The following is a 16,463-nucleotide window of genomic DNA, read 5'->3' on the forward strand; positions in this document are numbered from 1 at the left end:
CGCCTGCATTCATGCAGGCGTTTGATATAAGGGGACTACTATGACCATGTTAGACCGTACGCCATCTCGCGAACTCCGAGAAGATCTATGGGTCTTCCCAATGGATTATCCAATTAAACTGATTGGTGAAGCCAGCACAGAATTACATATTGCCGTTGTAGAAATCCTGGTAAAACATTTTCCCGACTTCGATGGTACCAGTATTAAGGTACAACCTTCACGTACCGGAAAATATCATTCTTTGACTGCTCAGATTGTCTTTGTGGAGCTGGAACAGGTTCATGCATTATATGCTGACTTGGCAGCCTGCCCATTGATTAAAACAGCACTTTAATAACATAAAAAACACGCTTCAGGCGTGTTTTTTTTATTTATATAACAATAAAAATATGACTAAATCTGCAAAAAACTTTAAATCGTCCAGCGATCATCCCCTATCCCAGTATGATTTCATTATAATCATTCTATCCTGTTGAAAATTTTTAAGGACGCACTTCACGTGACTGATGCTGTTCTAAAACCCAAACTGATTATTCATCAATTTAACCAGCTTACTCCCTACCTCGACCGTTTTCAGGACATGAAAAACCTAACTGAAAACCGCGATGAAAACACGCCGGATGAACTGTGGATTTTACAGCATCATGATGTACTGACCCAGGGACAGGCAGGTAAACCGGAACATATTCTGCTGCCGAGTAATATTCCAGTCGTGCAAACAGACCGCGGTGGACAAGTGACATGGCATGGCCCTGGTCAGCTGGTGGCCTATTTCATGTTTGATTTAAACCGTTTGGGCTGGAATGTACGTACTTTAGTGTCCTATGCTGAAAATTTAATGATTGGACTGCTGAAAAAATACGACATTGAAGCCTATGCCAAGCCGGATGCACCGGGTGTTTATGTAGCCGAGCGCAAAATTGGGTCTTTAGGCTTTAAAATCCGTAAAGGGCGCAGCTATCATGGTTTGGCACTGAATATTGATTGTGACCTGTTTGGTTTCCACACCATTAATCCATGTGGTTATGCCGGTCTGGAAATGGTCCGCATTCAGGATTTAGTGCAGGACTACCCTAAATTCGAGAACTTATGCGTCGATATCATTGAAACTTTACACAACAGCGGTTACTTTAATGAAGTTCAAGTCATGCAACAATAACTTTGCTTTTGACATAAAAATAAATTAGAGTATTTACTCTAAACTAATAAAATATTTTTTAGATAAGGGATACACGAGTGATTTCAACCAAATCCGTTAAGCCCGCTTTACAACTGACCTACGTCAAACTCATGATGGATGTGATTGGCAGAGGTCTGGTAATGGCGAGTCAAGTCGACGCCGAAGTCAAACAGGAAGTGGCAAAATTCCCGGTGGGTTTCGTTCTAACGATGAAAGTATTTCCCAATGGCCCAGCTTTTATTGCAAAAGTCACGGAAGACCATCAATTACAATTACTTCAATCTGTAAACAGCAAGCCTGACCTTACCATTACTTTTAAGCACTTAACTCATGCTTTTTTAGTGTTTTCTTTTCAGGAAAGCACGGCACAGGCTTTTGCTCACGACCGCATGATTGCTGATGGAGATATTTCATTTGCCATTCGTCTGGTACGTTGCTTAAACAAAATGGAAGCGCTCATTTTACCTAAACTCCTGGCTGAGCTTGCTGTAAAACAATATCCAACAGAATTAAGCCTAAAAGAAAAACTTACTGGAGCTGCAAATATTTATTTGAAACTAGCTCAATCATATTTTAAACGGAGTGCATAACATGGCTAAGCCTTATTACGAATTTTTCTGTCCGGTAAAAGTGATCGCAGGTCATGCCGCGTTAGAGCACATTCCTTTTGAACTTGCCACTTTAGGTGCAAAACGTCCACTGATCATTACCGATAAAGGCGTACGCAGCAATAACCTGCTTGCTCCAATTGAAGCTGCTTTTGAATCTACAGAGGCGGTGATTGGTGCTATTTTTGATGATGTTCCACCCGATTCAAGCGTAGAAACCGTACGTAAGGCAGCACAAGCCTACCGCGACAATGGTTGTGATGCAATTATTGCCGTGGGTGGTGGTTCAGTGATCGATACCTCTAAAGCAACCAATATCCTGGTGACTGAAGGTGGTGATGACCTGCTTAAATATTCAGGCGCACATAACCTGCCAAAACCATTAAAACCATTCTTCGTTATTCCGACTACCTCAGGTACAGGTTCAGAAGTGACTATGGTTGCTGTGGTTTCTGACCTTGAAAAAAATGTCAAAATGCCGTTTGCATCGTATTACCTGATGCCGCATGCTGCGATTCTTGATCCGCGCATGACGCAAACTTTGCCGCCACATTTAACTGCCATGACGGCTATGGACGCATTGACCCACGCGGTTGAAGCCTATACCTGCATGGCAGCAAATCCAATCAGTGATGCTTATGCTACAGCTGCCATTAAAAAAGTTAGCAACAGCCTGTTCAATGTTCTGGATAATCCAACAGATGAATTTGGCCGCCTGGAATTGGCACAAGCTTCGACTATGGCCGGCATTGCATTCTCTAACTCCATGGTTGGCTTGGTACACTCGCTCGGGCATGCTTTAGGTGCGGTGGCTCATTTGCCCCATGGTCTATGCATGAACCTGTTCCTGCCTTATGTGCTTGAGTACAATAAGGAAGTCAATGGTGACAAAATTGCAGAATTATTGCTGCCTTTGGCCGGTGCGGATATTTATGCACAAACGCCTGCACATTTACGTGCTGACAAAGCTATTGCTACTATTCTAACCATGCGTGATCGCTTATATGCATTAACCAAATTGCCGCGTACTTTACGTGAAACTAGCAAAGTTTCAGAAGCACAATTGGATGAAGTAGCAGATAAAGCATTAAATGATGGTTCCATTATTTATAATCCTAAAGAAGCCACGTTTAGTGATTTAAAAGCGATTTTAGAAAAAGCTTGGTAAGTATTGAAAATTAAGCGAATATAGCTAAAAATTAGCCTGATGTTTTTTTAAGCATCAGGCTTTTACTTTTATACAGAAAATTAAAGCGAGTCTTTTATATCAAGTGGCATATTTTCTGCATTAAAAACTCACAAAGATATTGGCAAAACGTACCAAACTAGAGTAGATTGGCGCACTTTTGTTTTATTCATTTAGGGGGGATCGTTCGTCTCAAACGATCCTTGTAAACATGACTGATCCTTGATCAACGATAAGAGGATAACGCCGTTGACAAATATCTCTGGGACTCCATCCACAGCAAAACTAAAGAAAAATCTTGTATTGTGGCATATCATCATTATTGGTTTGGCCTATATTCAGCCACTTACATTATTCGATACGTTTGGTTTAGTATCAGACGGAAGTCACGGACATGTTCCAACTTCATATATTTTTGCACTTGTTGCTATTCTTCTAACATCGATTAGCTATGGACATATGATTAAGCGTTACCCATCTTCAGGTTCTGCTTATACTTATGCGCAAAAATCAATTCATCCGAATGTCGGTTTTATGGTGGGCTGGTCATCTTGGCTGGATTATTTATTATCGCCATTGGTGAATATCATTTTGGCAGATATTTATTTAAGAGCCCTCTTTCCTGGTGTAAACAATTGGATTTGGGTCATTGGCCTTACAGTTATTATGACTGTAATCAATCTATTTGGTTCAAGATTTGTCGCACGTTTCAACAGCACGATTGTCGTTGTACAGTTGGGTGTAATCTTTTATTTTATTTATGAAGTTTATTTACTTCTCACACAAGGCATCTATTCAAACGGTACACTAAATCCAGACAAAGCCGAACTTTGGTCACTTGCTCCTTTTTGGAATGAAATGACTTCAATTAGCGCTTTGATTGGTGGGGCGACCATTTTATGTTTCTCATTTACAGGTTTTGATGCCCTATCTTCTTTGGCAGAAGAAACGAAAGATGCCGAAAAAACACTGCCAAAGGCCATCTTCCTGACAGCATTAATTGCAGGTATTATCTTTATTTTCAGCACCTACTTCATTCAACTATTCTTCCCGAGCGATGCCAACTTATACTTCAACCCACTAGATGAATCTCAACCAGTAATGTTAGAAGCTCTGGGTACTACCACTATTTTAACTGCAATAACTGGATTAGCTTTTAAAAATTTAGTGCTTTATTTTGCAGTTGTTGCCGTACTTGCGTCTGGTATTTCAGCACATGCAGGTGTTTCACGTTTGATGTATGTAATGGGGCGTGATGGTGTAATCAATAAGAAAATTTTTAGTCATATTAGCCCTAAACTTTATACACCAACCTACAATATTTTGATTGTTGGTGTAGTTGCATTGACTGCCGGCTTCCTCGATCTAGAACATATTGTCAATTTGATCAGTTTTGGTGCTTTAACAGCTTTCAGTTTTGTTAACTTTTCTGTGATTTCACGTTATGCATTACGTGATGGAAGAACTAAATCATTAAAAGACGTGATGAACTATGTAATTATCCCTACTCTTGGTTTTGCCAGCGTATTCCTCATGTGGTTAGAAATTGATGAGATGGCTCTTAAACTTGGATTGGCTTGGGCTGTTATTGGAGTTGCATATTTAGCGTATAAAACCAAAGGCTTTAAGCACCCAGCTCCACAACATAATGAATTTGATGATACTCACCACTAAATAAATGTTTTGATTTAATAAAAAAGACGCTTAATGCGTCTTTTTTATGGTCATTGATTTTTTTTCAGGAGTTTTTTAGGCTTCCCCCCTTTTATACCTATTCATCAAGTCATTTGTATAGCGCAAATCTATCTGAGCCGGCAATTAAATCCCATCTTGCTATCTACAAGATTGTCCTGATAACCCAATGCCTGAATAAAGGCATTGCGATCCTGCAACAGTTTTTGCTCTTGCTCGCTCAAACGTGCTTTATTTTCAACGGCCAGACCATAGATGTCATTAATGATATTTTGATAGATACCACACACTTGCTGACGTTTTTCTTTTTTAAGCTGCCGCCCAGTCCAACTCCATTCAAAATCATCACTCGTTAAAGTCTTGCCCCATGCTTCAATTTGCTGATTCATTCGTTGCTGCATGTCTTTTAAGCCTTGCTGAATTTCGGCTTGAGTAATCGGTTTTACTGTTTCCGTTGCTGCCTGATGAGCAACTAGAGATTCTGCAAAAGAAGTTGCTGGCATAATAACTGTAACGACTGCAAGAGCAATCAGCCCAGTAATAAAAAATGTATATTTCTTTCTCAGGTTCAAAGTGTACTCACTTTAGTTCTTATTTATTCTCTTTTTATAACTAAAATTGATGAAATGGAGAAGATAAAATGAGTCAAACTTACATAAAAAAAACCACCCTCAGGTGGTTTTTAATGATCAGTTCAATCTTTATTTTAATTCTTGGAAGCCTTGTTGGCGCCAAGCTTCATACAAAATAACTGCTGTAGCATTGGATAAGTTCAAACTGCGTGAATTTGCTGCCATCGGTAAACGAATCCAATGTTCTTTCGGGAACATCATGCGCACATCTTCAGGCAAACCTCGGGTTTCTGGCCCCATCAACAAGGCAACCGGACGGTTTAAATCTGAAGTATGCGGAGTTTCAAAACCTTTGGTGGTTAAAGGATAAATTGCATCACTTTCAATCCCCTGTTCCTTTAAATGCGCCAGACATTCTGTAAAGTTTTCCCACACTTTCATATGTGCCCATTCATGATAATCCAGACCCGCACGTCTGAGCTTCTTGTCATCCAGCTCAAAACCAAGCGGTTTTACCAAGTGCAACTGCGCACCGGTATTGGCACATAAACGGATGATATTCCCAGTATTTGCAGGAATTTCAGGCTCATACAAAACAACATGAATCACAGGATTTCTCTACTCTTTCAACGCAACAAGGCCTGAATTAGCCTTGCCACTGTAATTGTTCGCGCAATTTTACCACTTCACCAATAATGGTCAGGGTCGGCGCTTGAATGTGATGTTCTGCCACTTTCGATGCAATATCGGCTAAAGTTCCCACCACCACTTTTTGCTCTGGTGTAGTACCTTTAGAAATCAGTGCAACCGGCATATCTGGACGCTGGCCATGTGCAATCAGCTGCGCACATATTTTTTCCAATCCAACCAGGCCCATATACAGCACCAAGGTCTGGTTTTCATAAACCAGTTCACTCCAAGGCAACTCAGGTGAACCTTCCTTCAAATGTCCAGTAAGGAAACGGACACTTTGAGCATAATCACGATGGGTTAAAGGAATACCGGCATAGGCTGAACAGCCAGAAGCAGCGGTAATCCCCGGCACCACCTGAAAAGCCACACCGGCAGCAAACAGTTCCTGAATTTCTTCACCACCACGACCAAAGATAAATGGATCACCGCCTTTTAAACGGCAGACACGCTTACCTTGCGCTGCGTATTCCACCAATAGTGCATTAATCCCTTCTTGAGGAACACTATGATTGGAACGGGCTTTACCCACATAAATCTTTTCTGCATCACGGCGGCACAAGTCCATAATCGCAGGAGAAACCAAACGGTCGTAAATAATCACATCTGCCTGTTGCATCAAGCGTAATGCTTTTAATGTCAATAACTCAGGATCACCTGGCCCCGCACCCACCAAATAGACTTCACCTTTAGGCGCTTTCCACTCCATTAAAGCTCGTTCAATTAAACGGTCAGCTTCCGCAATGTTGTCATTAAACACCTGCTCTTTGAGCGGACTGGCATATAAGTCTTCCCAAAAAATACGGCGCTCATCTGGATTTTCAATTTTTGCCTTCACCGCAGCACGCCATTTTCCAGAAAAATCTGCCAGTTTACCCATTCCATGAGGAATAGCAGCTTCCAGCTGGGTTCGGATTTGACGTGATAACACGGGTGAGGTGCCATTGGTGGCAATGGATACCATCAAGGGTGAACGGTCAATAATCGCAGGAACCATAAAACGACAATGCGGTGGATCATCGACACTATTCACCAGAATTTTTTCAGCTTCACAAGCTTCAAAAACTTGGATATTGGTCGCTTTATCATTGGTTGCCGCAATCACCAAACGGTAATGGCGTAATGGAATATCTGGGCTAAAAGGGGCTTGGACATATTGCCCTTGGCTTGATTCAACAATCTCAAGTAAATTACTTTCAATTTCAGGTGCAATCACGTGAATAACTGCGCCTGCTTTTGCCAAAAGGACTGCCTTCCGGTAGGCAATATGTCCACCACCGACAATCAGACAAGGTTGCTGTTGCAACTTTAAAGAGATTGGAAAGATATCCACGAACTACCTCAGTATTTTAGATCTGACTGTCTTAAGCAATTTTTATGCACAAAACTGTGCCGTTTATCAATTTATTGATCAATCCGAGGATTAATCAATAAATTCTGCACCACCCATGTATGGACGAAGTGCTTCAGGAATCTCAATCGAACCGTCTGCACGTTGATAATTTTCCATCACGGCAAGCAAGGTACGACCGACTGCCAAACCTGAACCATTCAAAGTATGCACAAATTCAGTTTTCTTTTGGTCTACACGATAACGTGCTTTCATACGGCGTGCCTGGAAATCACCCATGCATGAACAGCTTGAAATTTCACGGTAAGTATTTTGACTCGGCACCCAAACTTCCAAATCGTAAGTCTTGATGGCGCCAAAGCCCATATCGCCACCACAAAGAATGATTTTACGATATGGCAGACCTAAGGCTTGCAAAATGCCTTCAGCATGACCGGTCAATTCTTCCAAAGCCTGCATAGAGTCTTCAGGTTTTACAATCTGCACCATCTCAACTTTGTCGAACTGGTGTTGACGGATTAAACCACGGGTATCACGGCCATATGAACCTGCTTCACTACGGAAACATGGCGTATGCGCGGCATATTTTAGTGGTAAACGGTCTGGATCAACAATTTCATCACGCACGAAATTGGTCACTGGCACTTCGGCAGTCGGAATCAGGTAATACTCTTTTTCACCCTGCAATTTGAATAAATCTTCTTCAAATTTAGGCAACTGACCTGTACCACGCAAAGAATCCGCATTCACCAAATAAGGCACATACGCTTCAGTATAACCATTTTTAAGCGTATGGGTATCCAGCATGAATTGGGTTAACGCACGTTGTAAACGCGCCAATGGACCTTTAAGAACACTGAAACGTGTACCGGTTAATTTGGTCGCAGTTTCAAACTCCAAACCGCCCATCCATTCACCTAAGTCAGTATGATCTTTAATTTCAAAATCAAATTGACGTGGTGTGCCCCATTTTAAAATTTCAACATTATCATCTTCATCTTTACCTTCAGGTACAGATTCATGCGGCATGTTGGGAATGGTTAAAGACTTGGTTTCAATTTCAGTTTGCAATTCTGCAAGCGCAACTTCAGCAGCTTTAATTTCATCACCAATGGCTGCCATACGTGCCATGATTTCAGATGCATCGCCACCAGATTTTTTAATTTGGCCAACTTGTTTAGCACCCGAATTACGCTCTGCCTGTAAAGCTTCTGTTTTCGATTGGAGCTCTTTACGGCGAGCTTCGAGTGAAGCCCACTCTTCTACATTAAGCTGTACACCACGTTTTGCTAAGGCTAAATTTACAGCCTCAATATTATTTCTGATTAATTTCGGGTCGATCATAGCCAATCTTTTGCAAAGAAAAAAACTGGCTATAGTGTAAGCGCTAAACACTAAAAAAGACAGTGATCGAGCGGACAGCTGGGGCTTATTAGAGCAAATTTACCCGATTTAAGCTGAAATTATGACGTTGGATACTTGGGCAAACTTGGCAGATATTCCGCTTTAATCAGTTTGCTCAAGGCCGAATAAGGCAAGGTCAGCTCAGTCATGCCTTCTGCATAGGAAGCCAGCTCATACAAGGGATAAACAAATACAATACCATTGGCACCATAATAAAAATTATCACTTAATTTCAGTTTCGCTCTTTCGATACTGTGCTGCTCCAGCCAGATGCTGTTTGAATCATACAAAGTATTCAACAATTGCTGCTCTGTGCCCTTCAGCATAATATCTTGCAGCGCCAGACGTTTTTTGTTTTTCAAATCGAAATTGACAAATTCCTGATGATACATGCCATGCGCAGCACCGGATGAATAGGTATAGGTTTGAATGGCAAAAGTTGCCCGGTCATACTGCTGACTGACAAAGCGGATATAGGTCGAGCTTTGACTTAAATTGGGTGCCGCCCCTTCGGCAGTATTGACCTTTTGATTCGGAGCGGTGGAAAATGCAATCGGATCGGCTTTTTTTACCCGATCGATAAAATAATCATCCACCCATTTCAGGTTGCTCTTTACCGTCTGAATTTCATACTGGGTACATCCTTCTGCATCACATGCTTCCGGTTTGCTCAGTTTCACAGGAACAACTTTGGCTTGAATTAATGGAATTGTCTGAACGTTTTCCTGTTTTGTAGTACTTGCCTGTTCTGTTTTTGGAGCTGGTCGCTCCTGACAACCCGTTATGACGAGTGCTGCCAAAGAAATTGGAACAGCCCAGAGCCATTGTTGATTCGTGCGTATTTCCATTTTATTTTTACAACCTAGTGCCTATTATCATGCGGCTTCACTATACAAAGCTCAGTAACTAAATGAAATTTAAAATATGTATCTTCAAAAAAGATAGACTTATATATCCATAAAAAGATGAAAATCAGCTTAAATTAAGACAAATCTACCCAATTACCATGAAAGCCCAAGGGCACATGTACGCTAAGGACAATTTCAGCTTGGGGCTGAAGCGTTAAACCTTGCGCTTTTAGAATCACCACTTTGGATGATTCTTTATGGATATGATGCACATAAGATAACAGGTAGCCCTCACCTTCTGCTGCATCAACTGATTCTGGAAGAAACACCACTTCTCCAGTCACCCAGTGCTCCCCAAATTCATAAGTAGTTTTTTCATGGCTTTGCAGGTCATGGCAAATCAAATGATTGGCTTTGCTTATGTTTAAAGGATCAAAACTGACACTATAAATATAACGATGCTGCTCACCCGTAGAGCGTTCATCAATTCGTGGAAATTCTTGAGCCTGTGTATCTAATACCTGTCGATCTACGATCTGTTTCTTCAGATCAATGGTCCAGCGCTGCAATTGTGTTTTTTGCTGCTCAAACGGACCTTGATGGGACTTTTTAAACATGGAGCGATGAACGACTACATCCAGAATAATGATCTGTTGATCATTGCGATAAGCATTGGCGGCATGAAAAATAAAACACGGTTCTATATTGATCCACTGTACTTCATCGGCACGGCCATATTTAGGCAAAATGCCAATTCGTGCTACATGCTTTTCATTCCATGCATAAGGCAACGGATTTCCTTTGATGAGTTGCTTTAAAGAGAAGGTGACCGGCAAATCAAAAATTAAAACATCTTGCTCGGTAATGGCACAGTCATGAATCATGGGGCCGTGCTGGACAGGAATTTTAGCCCAATGCAGCAACATTCCTTGCTGATCAATCACTTCATAATAGGCATGTTTAATATCCATCGCATCATAACAAACAGCATGTAAATGCCCTGTGTTATTGTCTTTATGCGGATGTGCGGTAAAGGGCAGGTCTGCATCGGTATTAAACAGACAATGTTGTTCCGTATTAAGTTCCAGATCTAAACGTGCTGGCAAAGTTCCCGCCTCAACAGCAGCCCAGATTTTATTGGCATGATAAAAAGCATTAGTATTCACTACATCCCCTGGACCACGGCGAAATCCGGCTTTAACTGGTTCATGCTTTAGCTTTTGCACGGAATCCGTTTCGATATACTGGCTCTTAAACCACACTGCTCGACCCTGTTCAATTTTTAAAGCGTGCAGCATTCCATCACCAGCAAACCAGTGATATAAATCTTGATTCTCAACATGAACGGGATTAGGACCTATTCTTAATAACAGTCCGGTTAAGTGCTGTGGAATTTCACCAATCACACTAAATTCACTTTTCTCAACCTCCTCTACCGGAGCAAATATGCCATGCAGATAAGGATTTTCTGCCTTAGCTTTAGATGAGTTTTTAGCTGAATTTTTTGATCTTCTTTGCAGCCAAGTCACACCCAGCCCCATGACTTTTTGACGATACGTATTGAACTTAGATTTTAATTTGGTGAAACGTGGGTAATCCAAGGTTGAGGCACCTGTATTGTTATTTTCCACTTTTTATTCCTCCTGAGCTTTTGTCTTTGTTTTAGGTCAAGCTTATTTTTTGTATTTTTCCCTTTGCTGCTTATGTCTATCTACTTATCTGTATATAGGCTACATGGCTGTATGAACCAGACATCTTGTGTTTATTTTTGCATAACTTTTTGCATAATTAGGCTTTACCCGAAATGCCTCGTATTTTTTAGCCAATAAAATTTAAAAAAGCAGCCACGTAGGACTGCTTTTTAAATGATATAAGTACTTAATTCAATAGTGATCAATCAATTGATTATTGATCAATAATATCGGTGCCTTTTGGTGGTGTAAAATTGAAGGTTGAAGAAGCAATCGATGGATTCAATTTCACATTATTAAAGCGCACATAGGTGGTTTGCCCCAATGAATCCTGCAAGATCATCAAACTTGGGGCCTTGTTCGCGCCAAAACTAATGGTCAGGCTTTGGAATGCACTGTCTTTCACTTTAGGGTACAAAGTGTAATAGGTCTTGGCTTTATCGGGCTGAGTCACCCGATAAGACTTCATAATCTGACTGGTATTCCCCGACAATAATAACGCAGGCGTATTTGCCACCTGTTCATCCAGACTTTGACGGACTGCTTGCTGTAAATCGGGATCATAAATCCATACGGTTTTACCGGAAGTCACAATGGTCTGTTTGGATGGGCTGGTGGTTTCCCAGAAGAACTTGCCAGGACGTGCAACTTTCATCACCCCTTTAAAGGTCTGGTTCATGTGTTGTCCGGTCAAACCTTTTTTCTGCGGCGCTTTGCCCGAAGTCGCTTTAGTGGTTTGTTCAAAGTTAGCTGACAAAGTACGAATATTACTTAACTGCTTAACCAGATTGTTGGTTGCTTGCTGCTCCGATGCTGCTACAGGGGCAGCAAAAACAGTTGTACTCATTACCGGTGCAAGCGTTGCAGCACCCAAGGTCATCGCACACAGGGTTTTACGAAGCATTTTCATATCATCACCTTTTTTTATTTGCGGTATCGCAATTTGTTCAATGCGTCCATCTTAAACCAATTTTTAATCCTAATAATTGAGAAAATAAGAAGTTTTGTATTGTTATTAATAGCCAATGTAGCCATTTCTACATCATGATGAAGATGGTAACCATTATTTCACCGATTTACAGACATAAAAAAACCCACATCAAATGTGGGTTTTTCGTACCATTAAAACTTATACAGTTTCAACAGATACATAGCGACGGCCAAATTGACCTTTCACTTCGAATTTGATCACGCCATCAGCGGTAGCAAATAAAGTATGGTCACGGCCCATACCTACGTTTGCACCAGCGTGGAATTCTGTACCACGTTGACGAACGATAATGTTACCAGCAGTCACAGCTTGACCACCGTACATTTTAACACCTAACATTTTAGGGTTTGAGTCACGACCGTTACGTGTCGAACCACCGGCTTTTTTAGTTGCCATGTCTATTTACTCCTCGTAATTAGCCTGAAATAGCAGTAATTTTCAACTCGGTAAACCATTGACGGTGACCTTGTTGTTTACGGTAATGTTTACGACGACGCATTTTAACAATACGGATTTTGTCGTGACGACCGTGGCTAACTACTTCAGCAGTTACTGTAGCACCAGCAACAACTGGAGCACCAATTTGAATGCTTTCGCCGTTTACAAGCATCAACACGTCATCAAAAGTAACGGTTGAGCCAGTTTCAGCTTTCAACAATTCTACTTTAAGGGTTTCACCCTCAACAACACGGTGTTGTTTACCACCGCTTTGGATTACTGCGTACATAATGTACTCCAAACATGCCCGTGTCGTCGTGCCGATAAAGGAATATATCGATCTTAATACGAACGCCACTGGGGGATATCTAAGGGCAAACATATTAAGTGATAATAAATCAAACAACAAGCCATTTCAGCGTTTTTTTGCACACAGCTGTTGTTGATTTTATAAACGATTAAGGCTGATTAAAAATAACCATGAAGATTTGAAGCTGACATTTTATAAAATGTAATAGATTTTTAAAATCAATTCGCTACTATAAAACACCCAATGCTAGTTTGATCACATATCTGGTGTAATAGTAGAATCCAGTCAAATTTAAAACCATTTGCCTAGTCAGGATTTAAACAACTATATTAAGATCTTGGCTTTATATCCGCTATAGTTGTTACACTATAATAAGCAATTCAATTTTTAGAGGTTTCTCTTCACATGGCCATCGACTTTAAGCAAGACATTCTCGCTCCTGTTGCTTCAGACTTTGCTGCGATGGACACTTTTATTAATGAAGGGATCACTTCAAAAGTTGCCTTAGTAATGGCGGTGAGTAAACACGTGGTTGAAGCCGGCGGCAAACGTATGCGCCCCATCATGTGCTTATTGGCGGCAAAAGCCTGCGGTGCAGAAGATATCGAACGTCAGCGTAAACTGGCGGCCATTATTGAAATGCTGCATACTGCAACGCTGGTCCATGATGATGTGGTCGATGAATCAGGCTTGCGTCGTGGTCGTCCTACAGCCAATGCCACATGGAATAACCAGACCGCGGTTCTCGTGGGTGATTTCCTGATCTCCCGTGCTTTCGATTTGCTGGTCGATCTGAACGACATGACCTTACTGAAAGACTTTTCTACCGGCACCTGTGAAATTGCCGAAGGTGAAGTGTTGCAGCTACAAGCCCAGCATCAGCCAGAAACCACGGAAAAGACTTATCTCGATATTATCCACGGGAAAACCTCACGTTTATTCGAACTGGCCACCGAAGGCGCTGCGATTTTATCGGGCACACCCCAATACCGTGAACCTTTGCGCGTCTTTGCCGGTCACTTTGGTAATGCCTTTCAAATTATTGATGATATTTTAGACTATACTTCCGATGCTGAAACATTAGGTAAAAATATTGGCGATGATTTAATGGAAGGCAAACCGACTTTGCCATTAATCTCTGCATTGCAAAAAACCACCGATGAAGAACATGAAATTGTTCGTCGCAGTATTGCAACGGGTGGTACAGCCCAATTAGAACGTGTGATCGAGATTGTGCAAACCTGTGGCGCTCTGGATTATTGCCGTCAACGTGCAACCGAAGAAACCCAGTTTGCGCTGAATGCCCTAGATGCACTTCCTGACAGCGAATATCGCCAGGCATTGATTAACCTGACCCAGCTGGCTTTAAACCGAATTCAATGATGGGATTAGAAAGAAGATATTTACCCCTTGCCTATGCATATCAATTTTAATGATTTATTTTCAAAAATGCAGCAACAGCTTGAGTCCAATCAGGCTGTGCTGGATGGTTCACTGCTGATTGAATTAGTGAACCGTATTCGGCCAGATGATCCGGCTGATCTTGAAGAAATTAGCCGCAAATTTCAGGCTTTTATTCAAGCCTTACTGATTACTCCCCATGCAGTCACCACACTGCAAAATTTCATCTTAAAATTAATCAGCCACTACAAACAAACCAGTCTATATGCCGATACCGGTATTTTGTCGCTGGATGGTTTCTGGAATCAGCTGGCACAACGCCTGGGTGCTCATTTTCTTCCCCTGATTAATGATGAAAGCCAGCTGCAAGATTTGGTCCGTCGGGTTTTTTATCAACGCAGTGATAAATACTGGCTGGACAGTATTGCCGATGAAGACTGGCAAAAGCTGTTTGCCTTAGTCAATCAGGGGCATAGCAATCAGCAAGAAAAACTTCAAATTAAAAGTGAACTGATTAAAGCCATTACTGTTTTATCTTACCGGATTAGCGGTATTGGGCTTTATCCCGAATTTATTAATGCCCAGCCTGATCTGACCGAATATGAATCGCCTTTTCTGGTACAGAACCGGGAAATCAATGAATTCATTCAACATTACAAGGTACTGCATCAAAACACCGATCCTCTGGCAATTATTGCCTCACCCGATGCCTCACAAGCCTTGGTGATGATTGAGCAATGTCGTGATGTAGTGTTAAAAATTCGTCGTGCCATTAAACGCATTGGCGTAAGTATCAGTCTGACTTATTTATTGTCACTGCTGGAACAGTGTTTAGACCGGATCGAACTGCTCATTAACTTGATTGTTGAAGAAGATAAAATTCGTTATCAATCACTCAGTGCCTTGCTGGTCGATATCACCTCTGCCATTTATAGTGAACGGAGTGTGCGGTCTTTACTGGCAAATAACAGTGAATTAATTGCCTTGCAAGTGACCGAAAATGCCAGTAAAACCGGTGAGCATTATGTAAGTACCGACAAGCAAGGCTTCTGGTCAATGTACAAATCCGCCGCTGGTGCGGGTGTGATTATTGCCACCATGGCGACCCTGAAAATTCTGGCTGCACGTCTGGTCATGGCACCGATGATGCAGGCGTTTATTTTTAGCATGAACTATTCACTGGGTTTCATGTTGATTCATGTCCTGCATTTCACCGTCGCCACCAAACAGCCAGCCATGACGGCAGCCGCGCTGGCAGCCACGGTACAGCAGCAAAAAGGTTCTAAAAATGCACAGATTGCTGAACTGGCTGCGCTGATTATCAATATTATTCGCACCCAGTTTATTGCCATTCTCGGCAATATCTCGATTGCCATTCCGACTGCTGCAGTGATTACCCTGCTCTGGCAATACGGCATGGATGAACCTCTTTTAAGCTATGCCAAAGCCACCAAGACCTTACATTCACTGAATCCGTTTACATCCTTAGCGATTCCGCATGCTGCCATTGCCGGTGTGTGTTTGTTCTTTTCGGGACTGATCGCCGGTTACTTTGACAATATGGCGGTGTACCGTAAAGTTGGGCCACGTTTAAAAGCACATGCCAAGTTAAAGCAACTATTGGGACAAGAACGCCTGAATAGATTTTCTGCCTATATCGAACGAAATTTAGGAGCATTGGCAGGGAATTTCCTGTTTGGGATTATGCTCGGCAGCATGGGAACCATTGGTTTTATTTTAGGCCTGCCTTTAGATATTCGCCATATTGCCTTTGCTGCGGCCAACTTTATCCAAGGCACACTCTGTGTGAATGGCAGCCCAGAAATTGGTTTAATTATTGTTTCATTTTTAGGCGTACTGCTGATTGGTCTCACCAACCTGTTTGTCAGTTTTAGCCTGACCATTATTGTGGCATTACGTGCCCGGCGTGTTCGCTTTGAACAATGGAAGCCCTTAGCCAAACTGGTACTCATGCACTTCCTGACCCGTCCCAGTGACTTTTTCTGGCCACCGAAGACCCCATTGGAAGTCGATGAACTTAGCCCGGTACAAAAATATTCACAGAAGTAATCTATTATTTTTGTTTTACTTCTTGGTTAAA

General features: G+C 41.7%; 16 protein-coding genes. 7 read left to right on the forward strand and 9 right to left on the reverse strand.

Translation table 11 applies throughout. From position 1 onward, the window contains the following. The first annotated feature begins 46 nt into the window (after nt 1-46). From WAE57_RS02275 to WAE57_RS02295, 5 genes are all read left to right on the forward strand, one after another. Nucleotides 47-334, forward strand: coding sequence for a DUF493 domain-containing protein (locus WAE57_RS02275; protein WP_237786812.1), 288 nt, complete (start codon nt 47-49; stop codon nt 332-334). 165 nt (nt 335-499) lie between these two features. Next, on the forward strand, nt 500-1,159 hold the full coding sequence (lipB, locus tag WAE57_RS02280; protein ID WP_237786699.1) for a lipoyl(octanoyl) transferase LipB: 660 nt from the start codon (nt 500-502) through the stop codon (nt 1,157-1,159). 77 nt (nt 1,160-1,236) lie between these two features. Beyond that, entirely contained in the window at nt 1,237-1,770 is a 534-nt protein-coding gene (locus WAE57_RS02285; protein WP_237786698.1) for a hypothetical protein, read from the forward strand. 1 nt (nt 1,771) lies between these two features. After that, on the forward strand, nt 1,772-2,956 hold the full coding sequence (locus WAE57_RS02290) for an iron-containing alcohol dehydrogenase (RefSeq protein ID WP_337707849.1): 1,185 nt from the start codon (nt 1,772-1,774) through the stop codon (nt 2,954-2,956). A 267-nt stretch (nt 2,957-3,223) separates the two neighbouring features. Then, entirely contained in the window at nt 3,224-4,648 is a 1,425-nt protein-coding gene (locus tag WAE57_RS02295; RefSeq protein ID WP_337707852.1) for an APC family permease, read from the forward strand. A 128-nt stretch (nt 4,649-4,776) separates the two neighbouring features. On the opposite strand, the gene WAE57_RS02300 is transcribed toward WAE57_RS02295, so the two are convergent. The 9 genes from WAE57_RS02300 to rplU all read right to left on the reverse strand — a co-directional run bounded on the left by WAE57_RS02300 (nt 4,777) and on the right by rplU (nt 12,940). Beyond that, nucleotides 4,777-5,169, reverse strand: coding sequence for a hypothetical protein (locus tag WAE57_RS02300; protein WP_337707853.1), 393 nt, complete (start codon nt 5,167-5,169; stop codon nt 4,777-4,779). A 198-nt stretch (nt 5,170-5,367) separates the two neighbouring features. Beyond that, on the reverse strand, nt 5,368-5,847 hold the full coding sequence (locus WAE57_RS02305; protein ID WP_337707855.1) for a tRNA (cytidine(34)-2'-O)-methyltransferase: 480 nt from the start codon (nt 5,845-5,847) through the stop codon (nt 5,368-5,370). Nucleotides 5,848-5,884: 37 nt separating this feature from the next. Continuing rightward, complete coding sequence (gene cysG, locus WAE57_RS02310; protein ID WP_337707857.1) at nt 5,885-7,261, reverse strand: siroheme synthase CysG; 1,377 nt, start codon at nt 7,259-7,261, stop codon at nt 5,885-5,887. 90 nt (nt 7,262-7,351) lie between these two features. Then, nucleotides 7,352-8,623 (reverse strand): serine--tRNA ligase, encoded by a 1,272-nt coding sequence (gene serS, locus WAE57_RS02315; protein ID WP_237786693.1) that lies wholly within the window; start codon nt 8,621-8,623, stop codon nt 7,352-7,354. A gap of 119 nt (nt 8,624-8,742) precedes the next feature. Then, complete coding sequence (locus WAE57_RS02320) at nt 8,743-9,531, reverse strand: DUF3298 domain-containing protein (protein WP_337707859.1); 789 nt, start codon at nt 9,529-9,531, stop codon at nt 8,743-8,745. Nucleotides 9,532-9,665: 134 nt separating this feature from the next. After that, a complete protein-coding gene (locus tag WAE57_RS02325) occupies nt 9,666-11,162 on the reverse strand; it encodes a carotenoid oxygenase family protein (RefSeq protein ID WP_337707861.1) in 1,497 nt (498 codons plus the stop codon). Nucleotides 11,163-11,436: 274 nt separating this feature from the next. After that, the gene (lolA, locus tag WAE57_RS02330) at nt 11,437-12,132 is read right to left on the reverse strand and encodes an outer membrane lipoprotein chaperone LolA (protein ID WP_337707864.1); all 696 of its coding nucleotides are present in this window, start codon (nt 12,130-12,132) and stop codon (nt 11,437-11,439) included. Between the two features lie 219 nt (nt 12,133-12,351). After that, entirely contained in the window at nt 12,352-12,609 is a 258-nt protein-coding gene (rpmA, locus tag WAE57_RS02335) for a 50S ribosomal protein L27 (RefSeq protein ID WP_166325924.1), read from the reverse strand. 19 nt (nt 12,610-12,628) lie between these two features. Beyond that, the gene (rplU, locus tag WAE57_RS02340; protein ID WP_086176296.1) at nt 12,629-12,940 is read right to left on the reverse strand and encodes a 50S ribosomal protein L21; all 312 of its coding nucleotides are present in this window, start codon (nt 12,938-12,940) and stop codon (nt 12,629-12,631) included. 426 nt (nt 12,941-13,366) lie between these two features. Between rplU and sdsA the strand changes: the two genes are divergently transcribed. Beyond that, complete coding sequence (sdsA, locus tag WAE57_RS02345; RefSeq protein WP_337707869.1) at nt 13,367-14,344, forward strand: All-trans-nonaprenyl-diphosphate synthase; 978 nt, start codon at nt 13,367-13,369, stop codon at nt 14,342-14,344. Nucleotides 14,345-14,377: 33 nt separating this feature from the next. Beyond that, a complete protein-coding gene (locus tag WAE57_RS02350) occupies nt 14,378-16,432 on the forward strand; it encodes a site-specific recombinase (protein WP_337708044.1) in 2,055 nt (684 codons plus the stop codon). Nucleotides 16,433-16,463: the final 31 nt, after the last annotated feature.

It is taken from the genome of Acinetobacter sp. NS-4 (assembly GCF_037402435.1).
GTDB lineage: Bacteria > Pseudomonadota > Gammaproteobacteria > Pseudomonadales > Moraxellaceae > Acinetobacter.

Coding starts and splice junctions, on each gene's coding strand:
- WAE57_RS02275 (WP_237786812.1), top strand. CDS start 47: ATGTTAGACCGTACGCCATCTCGCGAACTCCGAGAAGATCTATGGGTC.
- WAE57_RS02290 (WP_337707849.1), top strand. CDS start 1,772: ATGGCTAAGCCTTATTACGAATTTTTCTGTCCGGTAAAAGTGATCGCA.
- WAE57_RS02300 (WP_337707853.1), bottom strand. CDS start 5,169: ATGCCAGCAACTTCTTTTGCAGAATCTCTAGTTGCTCATCAGGCAGCA.
- serS (WP_237786693.1), bottom strand. CDS start 8,623: ATGATCGACCCGAAATTAATCAGAAATAATATTGAGGCTGTAAATTTA.
- WAE57_RS02320 (WP_337707859.1), bottom strand. CDS start 9,531: ATGGAAATACGCACGAATCAACAATGGCTCTGGGCTGTTCCAATTTCT.
- lolA (WP_337707864.1), bottom strand. CDS start 12,132: ATGAAAATGCTTCGTAAAACCCTGTGTGCGATGACCTTGGGTGCTGCA.
- rpmA (WP_166325924.1), bottom strand. CDS start 12,609: ATGGCAACTAAAAAAGCCGGTGGTTCGACACGTAACGGTCGTGACTCA.
- rplU (WP_086176296.1), bottom strand. CDS start 12,940: ATGTACGCAGTAATCCAAAGCGGTGGTAAACAACACCGTGTTGTTGAG.
- sdsA (WP_337707869.1), top strand. CDS start 13,367: ATGGCCATCGACTTTAAGCAAGACATTCTCGCTCCTGTTGCTTCAGAC.
- WAE57_RS02350 (WP_337708044.1), top strand. CDS start 14,378: ATGCATATCAATTTTAATGATTTATTTTCAAAAATGCAGCAACAGCTT.